The sequence below is a fragment of the Paenibacillus sp. FSL K6-0276 genome (assembly GCF_037977235.1).
Classification (GTDB): domain Bacteria; phylum Bacillota; class Bacilli; order Paenibacillales; family Paenibacillaceae; genus Paenibacillus_AQ.
The window spans coordinates 5,347,397-5,363,190 of record NZ_CP150276.1 but is presented as its reverse complement, the minus strand read 5'-3'; the positions used below and the strand labels follow the sequence as shown (position 1 = coordinate 5,363,190).

14 protein-coding genes and 2 pseudogenes are annotated in these 15,794 nt (G+C 46.1%); 10 read left to right on the top strand and 6 right to left on the bottom strand.

Annotated elements, in window-relative coordinates:
• Positions 1-11: 11 nt before the first annotated feature.
• The 3 genes from MHH52_RS25265 to MHH52_RS25255 form a co-directional block, all read right to left on the bottom strand.
• Complete coding sequence (locus MHH52_RS25265) at positions 12-344, bottom strand: DUF5665 domain-containing protein (RefSeq protein WP_340005071.1); 333 nt, start codon at positions 342-344, stop codon at positions 12-14.
• Between the two features lie 151 nt (positions 345-495).
• Entirely contained in the window at positions 496-1,017 is a 522-nt protein-coding gene (locus MHH52_RS25260) for a YtxH domain-containing protein (protein WP_340005070.1), read from the bottom strand.
• Positions 1,018-1,123: 106 nt separating this feature from the next.
• The gene (locus tag MHH52_RS25255; RefSeq protein WP_340005069.1) at positions 1,124-2,884 is read right to left on the bottom strand and encodes a glycoside hydrolase family 13 protein; all 1,761 of its coding nucleotides are present in this window, start codon (positions 2,882-2,884) and stop codon (positions 1,124-1,126) included.
• Between the two features lie 456 nt (positions 2,885-3,340).
• Between MHH52_RS25255 and MHH52_RS25250 the strand changes: the two are divergent.
• Positions 3,341-3,430 (top strand): annotated as a pseudogene (locus tag MHH52_RS25250) (sugar ABC transporter permease); the annotation flags it as partial.
• A 386-nt stretch (positions 3,431-3,816) separates the two neighbouring features.
• Positions 3,817-4,821: an asparaginase gene (locus MHH52_RS25245; protein WP_340005068.1), complete on the top strand. Its 1,005-nt coding sequence runs from the start codon at positions 3,817-3,819 to the stop codon at positions 4,819-4,821.
• A 114-nt stretch (positions 4,822-4,935) separates the two neighbouring features.
• Here the strand turns inward: MHH52_RS25245 and MHH52_RS25240 are convergent, their stop codons facing one another.
• The gene (locus MHH52_RS25240) at positions 4,936-5,160 is read right to left on the bottom strand and encodes a DUF1128 domain-containing protein (RefSeq protein ID WP_042191840.1); all 225 of its coding nucleotides are present in this window, start codon (positions 5,158-5,160) and stop codon (positions 4,936-4,938) included.
• Positions 5,161-5,304: 144 nt separating this feature from the next.
• On the opposite strand from MHH52_RS25240, the gene yyaC reads away from it, so the two are divergent.
• Together yyaC and MHH52_RS25230 are read left to right on the top strand one after the other, a co-directional pair.
• Positions 5,305-5,832: a spore protease YyaC gene (gene yyaC, locus MHH52_RS25235; RefSeq protein WP_313640729.1), complete on the top strand. Its 528-nt coding sequence runs from the start codon at positions 5,305-5,307 to the stop codon at positions 5,830-5,832.
• Between the two features lie 90 nt (positions 5,833-5,922).
• The gene (locus MHH52_RS25230) at positions 5,923-6,729 is read left to right on the top strand and encodes an alpha/beta hydrolase (RefSeq protein WP_340005067.1); all 807 of its coding nucleotides are present in this window, start codon (positions 5,923-5,925) and stop codon (positions 6,727-6,729) included.
• 77 nt (positions 6,730-6,806) lie between these two features.
• Here MHH52_RS25230 and MHH52_RS25225 read toward each other — a convergent pair.
• Positions 6,807-7,551 (bottom strand): annotated as a pseudogene (locus tag MHH52_RS25225) (MFS transporter); the annotation flags it as partial.
• Positions 7,552-7,911: 360 nt separating this feature from the next.
• Here MHH52_RS25225 and MHH52_RS25220 point away from each other — a divergent pair.
• From MHH52_RS25220 to MHH52_RS25195, 6 genes are all read left to right on the top strand, one after another.
• Positions 7,912-8,583, top strand: a complete 672-nt coding sequence (locus MHH52_RS25220) for a DUF6483 family protein (RefSeq protein ID WP_340005066.1) — start codon at positions 7,912-7,914, stop codon at positions 8,581-8,583.
• On the top strand, positions 8,583-9,392 hold the full coding sequence (locus tag MHH52_RS25215) for a PhzF family phenazine biosynthesis protein (RefSeq protein WP_340005064.1): 810 nt from the start codon (positions 8,583-8,585) through the stop codon (positions 9,390-9,392). Before MHH52_RS25220 ends, MHH52_RS25215 begins: the two co-directional genes overlap by 1 nt.
• Positions 9,393-9,474: 82 nt before the next feature.
• On the top strand, positions 9,475-10,665 hold the full coding sequence (locus tag MHH52_RS25210; protein WP_340009823.1) for an SAM-dependent methyltransferase: 1,191 nt from the start codon (positions 9,475-9,477) through the stop codon (positions 10,663-10,665).
• Between the two features lie 365 nt (positions 10,666-11,030).
• Positions 11,031-12,236: an IS4 family transposase gene (locus tag MHH52_RS25205; RefSeq protein ID WP_340004457.1), complete on the top strand. Its 1,206-nt coding sequence runs from the start codon at positions 11,031-11,033 to the stop codon at positions 12,234-12,236.
• 291 nt (positions 12,237-12,527) lie between these two features.
• Positions 12,528-12,884, top strand: coding sequence for a hypothetical protein (locus MHH52_RS25200; RefSeq protein ID WP_340005063.1), 357 nt, complete (start codon positions 12,528-12,530; stop codon positions 12,882-12,884).
• Positions 12,856-15,150, top strand: coding sequence for an O-antigen ligase family protein (locus tag MHH52_RS25195; RefSeq protein ID WP_340005062.1), 2,295 nt, complete (start codon positions 12,856-12,858; stop codon positions 15,148-15,150). The genes MHH52_RS25200 and MHH52_RS25195 overlap by 29 nt, the downstream gene beginning before the upstream one ends.
• On the opposite strand, the gene MHH52_RS25190 is transcribed toward MHH52_RS25195, so the two are convergent.
• The gene (locus MHH52_RS25190) at positions 15,139-15,792 is read right to left on the bottom strand and encodes an SdpI family protein (RefSeq protein ID WP_340005061.1); all 654 of its coding nucleotides are present in this window, start codon (positions 15,790-15,792) and stop codon (positions 15,139-15,141) included. The two genes, MHH52_RS25195 and MHH52_RS25190, sit on opposite strands and share 12 nt — an antisense overlap.
• Positions 15,793-15,794 lie beyond the last annotated feature (2 nt).

Genomic DNA, 15,794 nt, shown 5'->3' with positions numbered 1-15,794 from the left:
GTGTTCTACAGTTAGCTATTAGCATCGATGTATTTTTTGATTTCGCCAAGGTACTCTCCGATCACGGGAACATCAAGAAACAGACTAAGAATGTAGCCTAGTACACCAAGGACTACGAACGTTCCAAGAGACAGTCCGAGACCTCGGGATATACCGGCCATCAAGTTTGTGATAATTCTTTTTTTCGGATCTGAGTAATTATCGAGAATGTCTTTGAATTCTGATTTTTCCAGTGATTCAGCAATCTTATCGAGGCGATTGTTTAAGCGTTTTACTTCATGTCGTAGCTCGAAAGGATGTTCATCAATTTCAAATGCTTTTGTTTGGCTGTTTGATTCTCCCATGCAACATCCCTGCTTTCTGTAGCCCGAACGGGCATTCATTAAGTATCAGTTGAATCCGCTGAAACGTTATAAAGGATATAACTAAACAACAGCCAGCTGTGTGAACAGCTGGCTGTTGTCGGATGAAATGATAGCTGTATTATGCCGCAGATTAGTAACTGGATTTATAGGAGGATTTCACATCCTCTTTCGCATCTTTAGCCTCATCGGCGACTTCTTTAGAGGATGCTTTGGCTTCGTCAGCCACATCTTTAGAAGCGTCTTTAACATCAGAGGCGACATTATTTGAGGCTTCACTTACAGTGTCACCAATTTTTCTGCCTACGTCTTGAAGAGTAGCGGCAATTTGCTGCTTGCTGTCACTGACAGTAGTATAGATATCAGAGGCTTTAACTGAAACCGTACTAGCCAGATCGGTTGCTTTTTCACCTACCGTTGTGGCAATGGCTTTGGTTTTGTCGGTTACGACGCCAGCAACTTCTTTGGTTTTGTCAGTAGCAAGCGTAAGTTTATCGGACAGATCACTGCGCATTTCACGACCAGGCTTTGGTGCAAATAACAGGGCTGCAGCAGCACCTATTAAGCTACCAATAAAGATGCCTTTGAAAAAGTTGCTTCCGTTTTCTACTTCATGCTCTACTTCATGCTCTACTTTATGTTCTACGTTACTCATCACCAATCACTCCTTATAAGTTATCTTACTTCGTATTTAAACTTTGGCGTATAGGCTGAAACAATTGATGAGCAAGGCGTAGATTGCGAGAGACTCTTGTTATGGACTAATTATTAACAGCTTGGAATACCGCATAGCCGAATTCGGGCAGATTCAGATGTAGTAATGATGTGAAGGTTTCTGTTCGCTTCTGCGTCTCTAGGTTTAGCCATATAGCGTCCGTCCCGGGCACAGGAATGTTGGCGCCGACTAATACCTCTTCATTGTTGAGCACGATTAAGAAGCGGTTGTGTTCGTCCCACCGTTCATATACAAGCAGCCTTGGGTGGTCCGGGATCTCCAGCGATTTAAACCCGCTACTACGGAATGCAGTATGCGACTTACGAAGACCGATCATCCAGCGATAGTATTCGAACAGTTCCCTGTTCTGTTTCTGGATGTCCCACTCCATACATTTTCGGTTATCTGGGTCATAGCTACCTTCCATACCGATTTCATCGCCATAGTAAATACATGGTGCTCCCTGAAAGGTCATTTGGAACAAAACGGCTAGCTTTAATCTTCGAATATCACCACCGCAAAGGGTTAGGAAACGAGTTGTATCATGGCTGTCTAATAGATTGAAGGTAGCCTCTGTAATTTGCTGCGGGTAATTCGCTAACATAGTAGCAATCGATAGAGAAAATTGTGCAGCATTGATTTGTCCGTGAGCGAAGAAATTAATCTGAATATTGGTTAGCGGGTAATTCATAACGGCGTCAAATTGATCGCCAAGTAGCCACGGCAAGGGATCATGCATGATTTCTCCTACGAGATAGGCTTCTGGATTAATGCTTTTGATCGTATCACGGAATTGTCGCCAGAACGTATGAGAGACTTCATTCGCGACATCAAGCCGCCAGCCGTCTATACCAATCTCCTCAATCCAATAGCGACCAACATTCAGCAGATATTCTTTGACTTCAGGATTCTCAGTGTTGAATTTTGGCATGATAGGCTCAAATGCAAACGTGTCATAGGTGGGAATTCTGTCGATAACCTGTGGTGGCCACTCACGTACATGAAACCAGTCAGCATAACGAGAAGATTGCCCATTGGCGAGCAGATCAACAAATGGCGGGAAGGTATGGCCGCAATGATTAAAGACACCGTCAAGAATGACGCGGATGCCTTTGGAATGACAGGAATCCACAAGTTCTTTTAGCAATGCGTTGGTTCCCAAATGAGGATCCACCAAGAGATAATCCTTTGTGTCGTATTTATGATTGGTGGTTGCCTCGAATAGAGGATTGAAATATATGGCAGTGATGCCCAATTCACAGAGATAATCCAAATGATCTAGTACACCCTGCAAGTCGCCTCCGAAGAAATTCCGGGGACTCGGCGTGCCGCCCCATTCCAGCACATCTGCCGGATCATTGGTAGGATCACCATTTGCGAAACGCTCCGGGAAAATTTGATAAAATACTGCATCCTTCACCCATGCTGGAGGGGAGTGTACATCTTCACGGTTCAAGAAAGGAAAGTCGAATAGGCCCTCATATATTATGACTGGAGGCTCTGAGAAGAAGCCTTTTTCCAAATAATAAAGGACCTCATCTCCATCATAAAGTCCAAAGTAATAAGCGAGTCTGCGATAAACAGGACGGACCGCGGCCTGCCAATAATCGAATAAGCTGTCAGAAGCCAGGTGCTGCATTGGAAGGACTTCATGAGTTTTGTCCCACCCGTATTTATCTCCACAGAAAAGTTCGATCCGTGATACATTGTCCCGTTTAGTTCTGATGCGAATGTGTAGTGTAGACTCATCGTAGGCATATGACCAATTCTGTCCCATTCGGTGATAAACGGTTTCCTGTTGAATCATATTCAATTTCCATCCCTTCGTGGCATGTAAACGCAAAAAAGGGCCAACCTCATGATTTTCGGAGGTTGAACCCTTGGCGGTTTCATTGCCTTTAAATTTTGTCTGAATCTTACCATACCCCTCAAGATCAAAGCAAGAGATTATTTCGCGTGAATTTTCGATATGGAATATTTAGTTTGCAATTGAAATAAAGAGAAAATATAAGGATGATCAAGAAAAACATTATTAATTCGTCCCGTTTGGGTCCATATTCTGATTGTAATCCAAATTATGGGCATTATAGAATGAGGGCGAACGAACTTGATTTTTCGTAATACGCATACAAAATAAAGGCACTGTTACCTGAAAAGGTACAACCTCGGCACTTTGTGCAAATGAGGTTGTACCTTTTTTGTATGCTTCTTTTTTCTATGCGTGTTAGGTCTGATCACTCATGAATAAAGGGGAGATGAGCAAATGCTGGTTGCACTTCCGGTCACGTTGCTGTTCATTTTTCTTCAGTGTTTCCTGGTGGACGGTCTGACCGCGGGTGCAAGCAAAGGTTAAAACAGATAGTGCACTCATTGTAAACCAGTGCTGAATTCCATAAAAACTACTTCCTTTTCAGAAGAGCAAGAATCTGAGGAGGAAGTGGTTTTTATTAAAATATCAGAAAGTATAAGTTTCACACGTCTACTAATATTCTGATATTTCTCGCACAAACGCGCTCTGTCCTTTAAGGACGCCGCAGGTGTTTATGCTTGTTTGAAAGCTTCATGATTGAAGAATGATGAAAATAGGAGTAAAATTCCTCATGGAACTAACACTTAAGGGAGTATGTGGCGTACAAAAAATCCCCGGAGCACGGGGTTATTTTCTAGCATTCATTAAATGTAGAATACTAATAAATCCTTGTGAGTTATAGAGCATCTAGAGAAAAGAGGAGAGATATCATGGAAACAGTATTAGTACGAGAGTATCGGTCGGATTTACTGGAATGTGTCCATAGTGGACATATTGCTATCGTAGGAGAAAACGGGAACGTAAAGGGATATGCAGGTGATCCTGAGTTTGTATCCTTTACTCGTTCTGCGGCCAAACCACTACAGGCTATACCAGGCATACGTGGAGGAATCGTGGAGCATTATGGATTTACACCCGCTGAGATTGCCTTAATGACTGCTTCGCACCGAGGAGAGAGCTATCATGTTGCCGCGCTAGAGAGTATATCCTCAAAGATTGGCATCGATGAGCAACAAATGATATGTGCCACTAGCTACCCACTGGATTATACGAGTAGAGAGAATGCCATTCGCGGTGCGGGCAAAAGAAAGTTCTATCATAACTGTGCGGGCAAGCACATGGGGATATTATCGTATAGTAAGCTCAAAGGAATGCCACTTGAAGAATACTCACAGCCCGAGCAAACGGTTCAGCGTGAGATTATAGATACCATTGCTTATATGGCTGGTGTAGCACCAGACAGTATTGGCCTAGGTACGGACGGATGTGGTCTGCCGGTATTTGCCATGCCTTTGACAGCCTTGGCGACTGCGTATTTGAAATTAGCCAATCCTGATTTAATTGCTGACGAGGCAACTCGTAAAGCGGTCACTACGATCACTGCGGCAATGAATGCTCATCCGGAGATGGTTTCTGGTCATGGACGACTCGATTCAATTCTTTTGGAAGATGATAATATTATTGCTAAGGGTGGATTTAAGGGTGTATATTGCTTCGGTTTGCGCCGCGAGCGACTGGGTATTGCCTTCAAGATTCTGGATGGATCAGAAGAAGAGTGGGGACTTATTGTACAGGGGATTCTAAATCAGATTGGATACAGTCAGAAAAATACTTTGGAAAAGCTGCATCATGCATTTTCAGGTGTGATCTACAATGACGGTGGTACACGGGTAGGCCATGCGGATACAGAATTTCAGCTTCATTTCATGAAGTAAGAACATCATAAAAGAGCCTCTCGACTTACGTATCCATCCTCTGGATACGTAGCGAGGGGCTCTTTTTTAAATAGATAAATTATCCTAATATCTCTACTTGTACGCGCAGAACAATTATTTCTGACGTAGACGGCCGAGTTCGGAGACGAGCGCTTCCACCTGAGAAATACTGAGTCTATCGCTGCCCATGGCTACCTCATAGACATCGAAGATATCTTCATATTTGTCTACTGAAAAAGCTGAGGCTTGCATCGCAGCAGCACTTGCCATCTTCAGTTTGTTCTTGATGGCCTCGATCATATATTCAACATTTTCCTGACTAGGTTGTGTTAAATCCATAGGGTTATTAACATCCTCTCTGTATACTGATCCATGTATTTTACCATGTTTGTGAGCTTGATCACCATTTTTTTGTCGGGCCCACAGAAATCATGTTAAATTAAAGGCATGAAATCAAAAATATCATCGAGGGGAGGAAAGGTATTGGCAATTAGAGAACAGGGAAGCGGAAAACGAAGCAAAATGGACGATGTAGGATTGGTGTCTTTTTTTATGGAAATTGCTGCGCTGCATTCAGCTGAGAAAGTGACGTTTCTGTGTATCGGAACGGATCGTTCTACAGGTGATGCTCTCGGTCCATTAACAGGCAGCAAACTTCTGGAATATGGCTTTCCGCACGTGATCGGTACGTTGCCATCTCCTTGCGATGCAGATAATTTGGTGGCCAGAGTCACTGAGATTCCATCTGAGCATATCATTATTGCTGTGGATGCTTGCCTAGGACCTCCAGTAGCTCTTGGATATTACTTCGTTTCGAATGAGCCGCTTCAGCCAGCACAATCGGTGGGGGTATGCCTTCCCGCAGTGGGGCATTATAGCTTGGCGGCGATTGTAGATATCAATGGTCCAAAGCCCTATCGGACGCTGCAGACTACTCCACTACATAGAGTTATGGTTATGGCTGAACAAATTGCCGCCGCAGCAGCAAAAGGGTTTGGAATCGGGCGTTAAGAATAGGATGCCGGTTTCAAGGAGAGCTGTTTTGCTTAATAATAGATATTAGTTAATATATCTTAGTATTTTGGAAAGAGGGAAGCAGCCATGGAAAGAGTACGTTGTGACGGAAGCAATATTTGCTACAGTGATCAGGGGAAAGGCGAGGTTATTGTATTACTGCATGGCTTTTGTGGAAGTGCTGAATACTGGGAACAAGTCATCCCCATTTTAAGCAACAACTACCGAGTGATTGCTCCCGATTTACGTGGTCATGGAGCTTCAGAGGCTCCACTAGGACCCTATACTATTGAAAAAATGGCAGATGATGTTCTGGGCTTGTTAGATACACTTGAAATTTCTGAATGCACCATGCTGGGACATTCACTTGGTGGATATATTACACTTTCGTTCGCGCAGCGGTATGCCTCTAGGTTGAAGGGCTTTGGATTAATCCATTCTACGGCATATCCGGATAGTGAAGAAGCTAGGGAGAATCGATTGAAAAGTGTCAGCAGGATTCAAAATGAAGGCATTACTCCTTTTGTGGACAGCTTCGTCCCAGGAATTTTTGCTAAAGCAACCGCTTCTGCATCACCGCAGCTGCTGGAACGAGCAAAAGAAATTGGCTACAAAACGCCTCCACAAGGAGCAACGGGAGCTGCACTGGCGATGCGCGAGCGTCCAGATCGACGTGATGTGATCACAGCTACCACGCTGCCAGTACTACTTGTTGCTGGCGAGCAGGATGGACTGATTCCTGCGGAGCGCACCTTTACTTCGGATAAACCAAACATAACGCAAGCTACGATTTCTGGAGCAGGCCACATGAGCCTCTTTGAAGCTCCGGAACGGTTAGCAGAGGTTATCAAGGAATTCGCCCAAGCTACGGTTAGTATTAACAGCCATGTGTGATCGCTGAAATAATAATTCAAAAAGAGGCAGCTCCGCGTCAAAGTAACTGGCGTGGGCTGCCTCTTTTCTAGGAGACAATTGAAATTGCGGATGGATGGAACACTTAATACGATCCCAATACATGTCATTCCCAGTCCGGCAAAGATAGCTATGGTTGTTACGCCTCCAATGAGGTCAGCCAACTCACCCACAAGGATATACCCAATAGGTAGCAGTGCGAAGGAGCCTAGCAGATCTAAACTGGCAACACGACCGAAGGCTTCCTGAGGCACGAGCTCTTGTAGACTAATCTCCCAAATGAGGCCAAAGATCATTAGACCGAAGCCCTCGAGAGCAAATAGGGCAATTGCGCTAATGGCGTTTGGAGCAAAGGGGAGAAACAGTAGCGCCAGACCGCTTAGGAAAGCACCTCCGTAGGCCATAAACCCTCGATGATTCCACTTGGGTCTCATGCCGAACAGCAGTCCTCCGATAATCGCACCAACTCCTGAGAAAAGTGACTACAAGTCCATAAATGTAGGGCTCCCAGCCATGGTGTACTTTAAAAAGCCAAGGTACAAGAATACTTGTAATACCGGCATAACAAATGTTGATGAATGAAAAAGCCAAAATCGTAATCCACAACCAGGGCTGACTTCGCAATACCGCTATCCCCTTCATGAAATCCTGCTTCCAATTCGGAGAAGATTTCAAGGGTTGTATATCAGATGATGTAGCGGACTTGGCTATTTCAGACTTTGATTTGATGAGTAGTACTTTTCGTAAATAGATCAGACAGACTAAGGACATTAAGTAAGTAAAGGCATCTATCCCAAATCCTACACATGGTAACTGAGCTTCCTAGAAATGAAATCAGGTGACCTAGCCATAGAAAAGGAAAAGCACGTGATTCAGCAAATGGATCAGTGAATCCCAGGAAGGGGTTACGGCTGTTAGATTCAGTAGTATTTGCGGGGATCATGAGTAGGGATTGCCTCCTATGTATTCATCCTTGATTGGTGGGGTCAAGTATATTTTAACTTGGTATTTTGTGTAAATAAGAAGAAGGATTATGTTCATTCTTTTTCCTATAATTGCTTTGGTGGCATAGCGTAATGCAATGGTTTAAGATAAATGAATAGAGCACATATAATAGCCAGATACACAAGCCTTACAGTTACAGTATGGAAAAGGGGGAAGTTCATGTTCCGAAGAGACTATATTGTCCGAATGATCGAAGATATGACGGCGATGGTTGCCAAGGTTCTAACGCTCAAGCAAGAGCGGAAGACAACGGAAGCCTTATGGGAAATTGATGAGCTATTGAACCGACATTTTCCGCTGAACTCACGTCTTTTAAATTCACTATCTGTAGAAGATATCATAGATATGTTCCGTTTTAACGGTGTGTTGGAGTCTGATAAGCTTCAAGGTGTAGCCAAACTGCTTAAGGAAGAGGGCAGCATTTATGCTGCAAGTGGCGATCATGATGCAGGACTATTCAAAAGTATGAGGGCACTGCATTTATATTTGTACGCAGGTTTGCACGGCGCTGATCGAGAAATGCTGCAGATGACAGAGGATATCGATGGACTTCTGGAGGAAGTCAAAGCGTATCGTCTTCCAGCCAAGACGGAACGGCTGCTGCTAGTTTATATGGAGTCGATTGGACATTACAGTAAAGCGGAGGACAGTCTGTATCGACTATGGGAGCAGGAGGAAGATGTCTCGCTGGAAGGTGATAATCTGTACAGACGGCTGCTGCTTAAATCACCTGAAGAATTGGAACAAGGCTCGCTTCCTATACATGAAGTGGAACAAGGATGGAAAGAGTGGAGCCGGATCACAGAAGTTCGGAGGGAGTCGGAAGCCTAATGAATACCCCGTTATTTATTATTGATGCCTTTGCAGAGAAAGCTTATTCAGGAAACCCGGCGGCAGTATGCTTGCTGAAGCATACTGTCGACGAGGCATTTATGCTGAAGACAGCAGCAGAAATGAATTTGTCAGAGACGGCCTTTCTCTGGCCGGAGAATGATGGATATCGCCTGCGTTGGTTCACGCCCAAGGCTGAGGTTAATTTGTGTGGCCATGCTACACTAGCAAGTGCACATGTATTGTGGGAGGCTGGATTGCTGGATCCCGATGTGGAAGCTAGATTCTATACACGCAGTGGGTTGCTTAGAGCTTCTCGTGCAGGTGACCTGATATCACTATACTTCCCACCTTATGAGCTTAGACCTTCTTCTACAATTCCGGCTCTTACAGAAGCACTTGGTATTACAGAAGCAAATGTGGTGGAAACTATGCTATATGCTGACAATGTGCTTGTACGACTCGATCAGGAATCCCTAGTTCGCGAATTTACTCCCGACTTTGGGGCTTTATCCCGACTTGAAGGGAGAGCCTTCGCGGTTACTGCTGAAAGCTCCACCGAAGGCATTGATTGTGTGTCACGGTTCTTTGCACCGAAGATGGGAGTAAATGAGGATCCGGTCACAGGCTCAGCGCATACTGCGCTAGCACCTTTTTGGGCTAGTCGACTCAACCGTACGCAGTTGACCGCCTATCAAGCTTCCGAACGTGGAGGCTTGCTTCAGCTTGAGGTATGCAAAGACCAAATTAAGATGTCTGGCCGAGCAATAACTATTGTTAGTGGAGAGCTGCATGTGAAGCCCTGCTAGGATACCTCTTGTAAAGCCGTGATATAATGGAACGATGATGGTTAGGAGACATAGATTCTCCATTTTTAATCCCGAAAGTGAGATGTGCGTTGTGGAATCTTTAAAAGCTCTTATTGAACAACTGATTAATGACCGTACCTTGATTATGGCTACCTTAAGCCAAGTGCGTAACAAAGGGGAGACCTGTACGAAGGTACAGATTAAACCTGTCGAACTAAAGGGGAAGTTGCATTATCAGTTTGCGTCCTATATTGGTACAAAGGTTGAACATCGCAACGTACCGGCAGAATTAGCAGCGGAGGACATGACTCTTTTATTTAGAGAATCATATCGACAAGGCTTGTTATGCACCGTGGAAGCGGATTATCAGGTGCTGATTAGCAAGAAATTCAAAGTATCAATCCTTACCAAGTCTCCAAGTAAAGAAGAAGAGCCGGATCTAGCACACAACCGCCGCAAGCGTTATGTGCTGGAGGATGGAGAACCTGTGCCATTTCTTGTGGAGCTCGGCATAATGAATAGAGAAGGAAAGGTGCTGGCCAAGCGATACGATAAGTTCCGGCAGATCAACCGTTTCCTGGAGATGGTGGAGGATGTGCTTGCCGATCTGCCAACGGGTCGACCATTAACGATTGTGGATTTTGGCTGTGGCAAATCGTATTTGACCTTTGCCCTTTATCACTATCTGACCGTCCGCAAGAAGCGGCAACTTAATATTATTGGACTTGATTTGAAAGCTGATGTAATTGAGCATTGTAATGAGCTTGCTGCGAAGATCGGTTACGATCACCTGAAGTTCCTTGTGGGTGACATTGCCGAGTACAATGAGCTGGATCAGGTAGATATGGTTATAACGCTTCATGCCTGTGACACGGCTACAGATGCTGCACTCGAAAAAGCAGTACGTTGGGGGGCCTCCGTCATTTTGTCTGTGCCTTGCTGCCAGCACGAATTATTCGCGCAGATTGAGAATGAAGTAATGAGTCCGATGTTGTCGCATGGGATACTGAAGGAGCGGTTCTCAGCCTTGGCTACGGATGCCATCCGTGCCAAATTGCTCGATATGATGGGCTATAGTAGCCAGCTGCTGGAATTCATCGACCTGGAAAATACACCGAAGAACATTTTGATCCGCGCCGTAAAGAGCACGGGTGGTGATAACTCCGTCAAATGGCGTGAATATACCGCATTCCGCGATTTTATAGGGGCGAAACCTTACCTTGAGCGCGTATGCGCTGACCTGCTTCCGAGTGAAAGTTCGGTGGAGGAGTAGCACGACATTTTAGGAGCGGTAAGTTGGTTTAGTTGTATTTTGTGCAGTTAAATACCCTCTGAAGTTGCTTTACTGTGAATTAGTTGCACTCTGTACACTTAAAAACGAACAATTCTCCTCATCTGGTGGGATTCTCGGAAATTAGTTGTACATTATGCAATTACACTAGGACGCAGTAGCGAATATCAGAGCTTAGTTGTACTTTTTGCACTAGACATGCGCAAAAGCTGACATGAGAAAAAAGTTTTAATAAATTACTAAATATGGAGTATATTGATTTGTTTTCACTTCTCAATCCATAAAAAAACTCCTATTGTAGAAAGTGTAGGCGTGTTACCCACATCCCTCTACAAAAAGGAGCATCCATGGGTAATTTAACGCAAAATTCTGTTTTACGCAAGTGTTTAATTCGCTTAAAACTTTGTTCGTTTCGGTGTCCGCTGACCGACCATTATACCAAAAGGCTTTCTGTCGGCTCAGCGATCGCCCTTTTGGTCGAGGCCCAACTCCAGCAACGGGAATCGTTGGCTGACATCGTACTTAATCTGGAAACGAACTTAGATCTTCAAGCATTCACGGGCCTTTCATCCATCCATGAGTCCACCTTAAATCGCAAACTGAATGCCATTCCTCTAGCCTATTTAGAGTGGCTGTTTGCTCAGTTGACTCAAGAATTGAAAGCACACCAACGTGGAGCCAAAGGCATCAAGCACTTTGGAAAATTAGCTCCAGTGGATTCCACCACGTTTTCTCTACCTAAGGTATTAGGGGACTGGGCCTTTTATCAAGATAAAACCAAAGGGGTAAAGATTCATACTCGGTTGCTCTCCTTAGAGTCAGGCTGCCATTTCCCGGATGAAATTGTGCTTTCTACTGTCGGTGTGTCGGATCAACAAGCCGTTAACCGTTTGGTCACGAAGCAGGATACGACGTACATCTTTGACCGTGGCTATGTCAATTACGGTAATTTTAGACGGTGGGTAGAGCAGGCCATACTCTTTGTTGCCCGTTTGAAAACCAAGACGAAATATACAGTGCTTCGGGAACGAGAGATCCCTAAGGAAGGCCTGATTACCCGAGATGCTGACGTGGAGATTTTGGACAAAGTCTCAGGACAACTCTTTCAGGTTCGTCTTGTACAGTTTTCAGATGACGAAGGTAAGGTGTACGAAGTCATTACCAATCGCCAAGAACTAACCGCACAGGATATCGGAGAAATCTATCGCTGTCGCTGGCAAATTGAGCTATTTTTTAAGTGGATTAAACAGCACCTGGCGACCGTTACATTTCACAATCATCATCCGAACGCGATTTGGGTCCAATGCTACATCGGGATGATTACGGCCTTGCTGTGCCAGCTAATTCAACGGGAAACACAGACATTGCTTAGCCCGTGGAACTTTCTGCGAAAGATGCGATATTACTTCGCGAGAGACTGGGATTCTTTCGTCCAGACTCTGGATATTGAGCCGACACGGCGTTCGAAAGGAAGACAAAAAATACCGAAGCCTGCGGAGGCTCCCCCACGAACGGGTGACAAGCGAGAAACCGTAAAAATCATCGTGAGCTAACTCCATACCAAATTACTTTTTCTGGTAATTACTCCTACGCTTAAGAGCCCTTTAGTTTTTTTTCTTAATTCGAAAAGTAGAACTGTAAAATTATTACTTTTTAATATCTTTCGATTTCATGTAAGGTTCTATGCATGTTTAGTGTACTTTTTGCAACTATATAGCTTTTTTAATGAGAATTGGGACGGTGCAGCTCCTTCGTGGAGAGGTATCGTCTTTTTTGCATTCTAGTTTTGCGAAGGGTAAATGTGGAAAGGATAGAGATAACTTAACGAATACAGGGGTATCTAAATGTGGAGCGTTAACAAAGAGCGGAGTCTGGATTTATTAATCGTATATTTTAGTGCAACCTTAGTAATCGCAGCCGGAGTAGGAGCCTGTTTGTTGCGGGGATTTTTTTTTACGGAGGAGATGTATCCCTTTCTGACCCTATGGTTTGTGATGTGTTCTGCGGTTCTGCTTTATTTGTACATTGGAGTGGGCAAGTGGAGAAGCAGTACAGGGGGAGTAAGTGGAGTACGTAGAGCTGTGAAAATAATGTTGATCGCACCTTTGCTAGTTCTATCACTCTATCTGATTCATTGGCTAAGGGAACCTCTTTCGGCACAGGGAACAATAAATGAAATATTGCGGTGGGGCTTGTACTAGCTTTGCATTTTTGGTTTGTTTTTGCGCGTTAAATCGGGTGGGGCGTCAGCTTATCATTGCCGCGTGGTCCATTTTGGGTATGTTCTTAAGCATGAGTGCTTTGCTAGCAGTGTGCGGGGTGGTAGAGTTACCTTTCGCTATTGCTTACAGCAATTCGCCTGAAGTAAGCATTACAGGTGCCAGATTAGCAGGGGTGATGGAATATCCTAATGCCTTTGGTGCTGTGATGGCTGTTTTTCTATTGGAGCGGCTATTTGCTGTCGCTGCTTATGATGTAAAACCGCAAAAGAGCGTGAAGATGTGGGGAGCAGGAGGTTGTGGCATTGGGCGAGAGTGTGAAAAGACAGAGATAGAGTATGCTGGGTTGGAACGTGGAAGCGAAAAGACAGGGTCAAGATGCGTAAAGGTAGAACGAGGGAGTGACAAGACAAGAGCAGCGTGCATAAAGGTGGAACGAGGGAGTGAAAAGATAGGGTCAAGATGCGTAGATGTGAGAGTAAACAGAGGGAATGGATGCGAAGGAGTGGAGCGGCGAGAAGCGGGAAGCACGGCCGCCGCGCTGCTGCGCTTGCTGCCGCTGTTCCCGTACGCCGCCGCGCTGCTCCTCAGCGAGTCGCGCGGCGCGTGGCTGACGGCGGCTTGCGCCTGCGCCGCCGTCTTGCTCTGGAAGCGGCAGCTTATCGCGCCGCTTCTTGCCGCTGGCGCCGCGCCCGTGGTCGCCGCGGCGCTGTTCTACCGCCAACTGGCTCGTGCCGAGTTGGCGGTAGAGCCTTTGCCCGGCCTGCTGTTGCTGGCCGGGCTTTGGGCCGGCGCGTTGCTAGCCGGCCTATGGCTGTGCCGCCGCCAGCGCAGCGCGGCGGGCAGTGCCCGAGCCGCCATGCTGGCATTGGCGGTGGCAGGTTGGACGGCGGCGGGAACCGCCGTTCTCCTGCACGTGCGCGAGCGGATCACCGGACCGTCATCGACGGTATCCGCGCGTGCTCTTTTCTACCGCGACGCTTGGCGGCTGGCGGTAGAGGCACCTTGGCTGGGGCGCGGGGGCGAGACTTGGCGGAGCTCATACCTCGCCGCCCAATCTCGCCCTTATGTAGGCAGCCAGGTGCATAGTGGTTATCTCGACATCCTGTTGAACCTAGGATTTGTCGGCCTAGCAGCCATACTGCTTATGCTGCTAGCAGCAGGCTGGCTGCTGGCTAAGAGATTGCCGCGGCTGTTGCCGCCATTTTTGGTTATCTTTTTGCACAGCGCAGTCGATTTTGACTGGAGCTACGGATTAATCTGGCTGCTGCTTTTCTGGCTGCCAGCACTTGCCCTGGCTGAACATGAGCAGGAATATCAATCTGCGACTACCAGCTTTACGTCCAGAAGTTCGCTCACCGCTCATTTCGCATCCGCGAACCCGCAGCCCACTCACTCGACATCCGCGAACCCGCAGCCCACTCACTCGACATCCGCGAACCCGCAGCCCACTCATTCGACATCCGCGAACCCGCAGCCCACTCATTCGACATCCGCGAACTCGCAGCCCACTCATTCGACATCCGCGAACTCGCAGCCCACTCATTCGACATCCGCGAACCCGCAGCCCACTCATTCGACATCTGCGAACCCGCAGCCCACTCATTCGACATCCGCGAACCCGCCAATTCCCGTGCACCCATATCTCCGCCGACTATCCATTACTGTCGCATGTTCCCTTTGTCTCATGCTATCCGTGTTCTCCTTTCAGGCCGCCCAAGGAGAGAGGTACTACCGGCAAGCTGTTCAGACGGTTGATCCCTCGGTGAGGGTAGGTTTGCTACAGCAATCGCTAGCGTGGAATCCCCGATCACCTAAAATAGCTGTAGTATTATCCAGGCTGCTCACAGGCGAAAAGAGCGTGAGTATTCTCCAGCAGAGTTTGCTATATTCTCCGGAGAATGCAAGTTTAAGCTGGGAAATGGCTAGACGATGGATGTACAGTGATGATCCGGTAGCTGCACTATATTGGATACGTCAAAGTATTCAGCTGGATAAATACAACAACGCTAAGTGGGTCAAAGGGATTGAAGGCATGCTTATGATAGGCCGGAAAAAGTTAGCGGAAGGGAATCGAATGGAGGCCATAAACTGTGTTGCCTCAGGGAATGAGCTTTTGCGGCAGTATAGAGTGTTGGCGGAATACGAGGCTAGTAGAGGTGAGCAGCATAATGACCGAAAGTTCTATATGACAGAACAAGCCGACGATCTGAGTCGGCGGCTTAGTGTATTAGCTTCACGATTTTAACTGACGCGAGATGATCCAAGAGTACAGAACAGGAACGATAATAGCAAGCACAAGAGCTGTAATAATAAGGGCCTGAGACAAGACTCCGCTCAAAAAGGCTCCTCCAAATATAAGCAAACCACCGATCATCCACATTCTTCCGGAGAGGCGATGTGTTTTTCGCCACACCTCTGGGTTGGAGAGTGTCCATGCTGTACGAACACCGAATAAATAATTATCTTTTACCTGTGGCATGTAGTTACCGAGCGCAATAAACATCACTCCAACGGCTCCTATAGCAATTTTGCCCACATTAATATCTTTACCCAGACCGTAAGCAACCGTGAGCACAAGCATGAGGTTAAAAAGCACCCCAATAGCGAGCCTGCTCATGGCATAGGCATTTTCGAACTTCTTGTAATTTTCCCGCTTAGGGTCGATGCTGCGTGTGAACTGCATGATCAGCGGAAGCACAATACCCAAAATACCGCACATGGGAATAGCTATGTTTTTATCCCAATACCGGTTGACTTTACCCGTAATTCCCCACTGCGCGGGCAGCTCCTGTGGCAGCTTGCCATAATTGATTAAAGCGTAGGATAGCGAGGCTAAACCTAATATTACAATTAGTGTGTCTTGCCATCTCCATTTAAAATCCTTCATCG

Excerpts from the sequence above, each read along its gene's own strand:
- MHH52_RS25210 (WP_340009823.1), top strand. The coding sequence starts at position 9,475 with ATGTGCGTTGTGGAATCTTTAAAAGCTCTTATTGAACAACTGATTAAT.
- MHH52_RS25255 (WP_340005069.1), bottom strand. The coding sequence starts at position 2,884 with ATGATTCAACAGGAAACCGTTTATCACCGAATGGGACAGAATTGGTCA.
- MHH52_RS25200 (WP_340005063.1), top strand. The coding sequence starts at position 12,528 with ATGTGGAGCGTTAACAAAGAGCGGAGTCTGGATTTATTAATCGTATAT.
- MHH52_RS25265 (WP_340005071.1), bottom strand. The coding sequence starts at position 344 with ATGGGAGAATCAAACAGCCAAACAAAAGCATTTGAAATTGATGAACAT.
- MHH52_RS25240 (WP_042191840.1), bottom strand. The coding sequence starts at position 5,160 with ATGGATTTAACACAACCTAGTCAGGAAAATGTTGAATATATGATCGAG.
- MHH52_RS25205 (WP_340004457.1), top strand. The coding sequence starts at position 11,031 with ATGGGTAATTTAACGCAAAATTCTGTTTTACGCAAGTGTTTAATTCGC.
- MHH52_RS25215 (WP_340005064.1), top strand. The coding sequence starts at position 8,583 with ATGAATACCCCGTTATTTATTATTGATGCCTTTGCAGAGAAAGCTTAT.
- MHH52_RS25195 (WP_340005062.1), top strand. The coding sequence starts at position 12,856 with ATGAAATATTGCGGTGGGGCTTGTACTAGCTTTGCATTTTTGGTTTGT.
- MHH52_RS25190 (WP_340005061.1), bottom strand. The coding sequence starts at position 15,792 with ATGAAGGATTTTAAATGGAGATGGCAAGACACACTAATTGTAATATTA.
- MHH52_RS25220 (WP_340005066.1), top strand. The coding sequence starts at position 7,912 with ATGTTCCGAAGAGACTATATTGTCCGAATGATCGAAGATATGACGGCG.
- MHH52_RS25245 (WP_340005068.1), top strand. The coding sequence starts at position 3,817 with ATGGAAACAGTATTAGTACGAGAGTATCGGTCGGATTTACTGGAATGT.
- MHH52_RS25260 (WP_340005070.1), bottom strand. The coding sequence starts at position 1,017 with ATGAGTAACGTAGAACATAAAGTAGAGCATGAAGTAGAGCATGAAGTA.
- MHH52_RS25230 (WP_340005067.1), top strand. The coding sequence starts at position 5,923 with ATGGAAAGAGTACGTTGTGACGGAAGCAATATTTGCTACAGTGATCAG.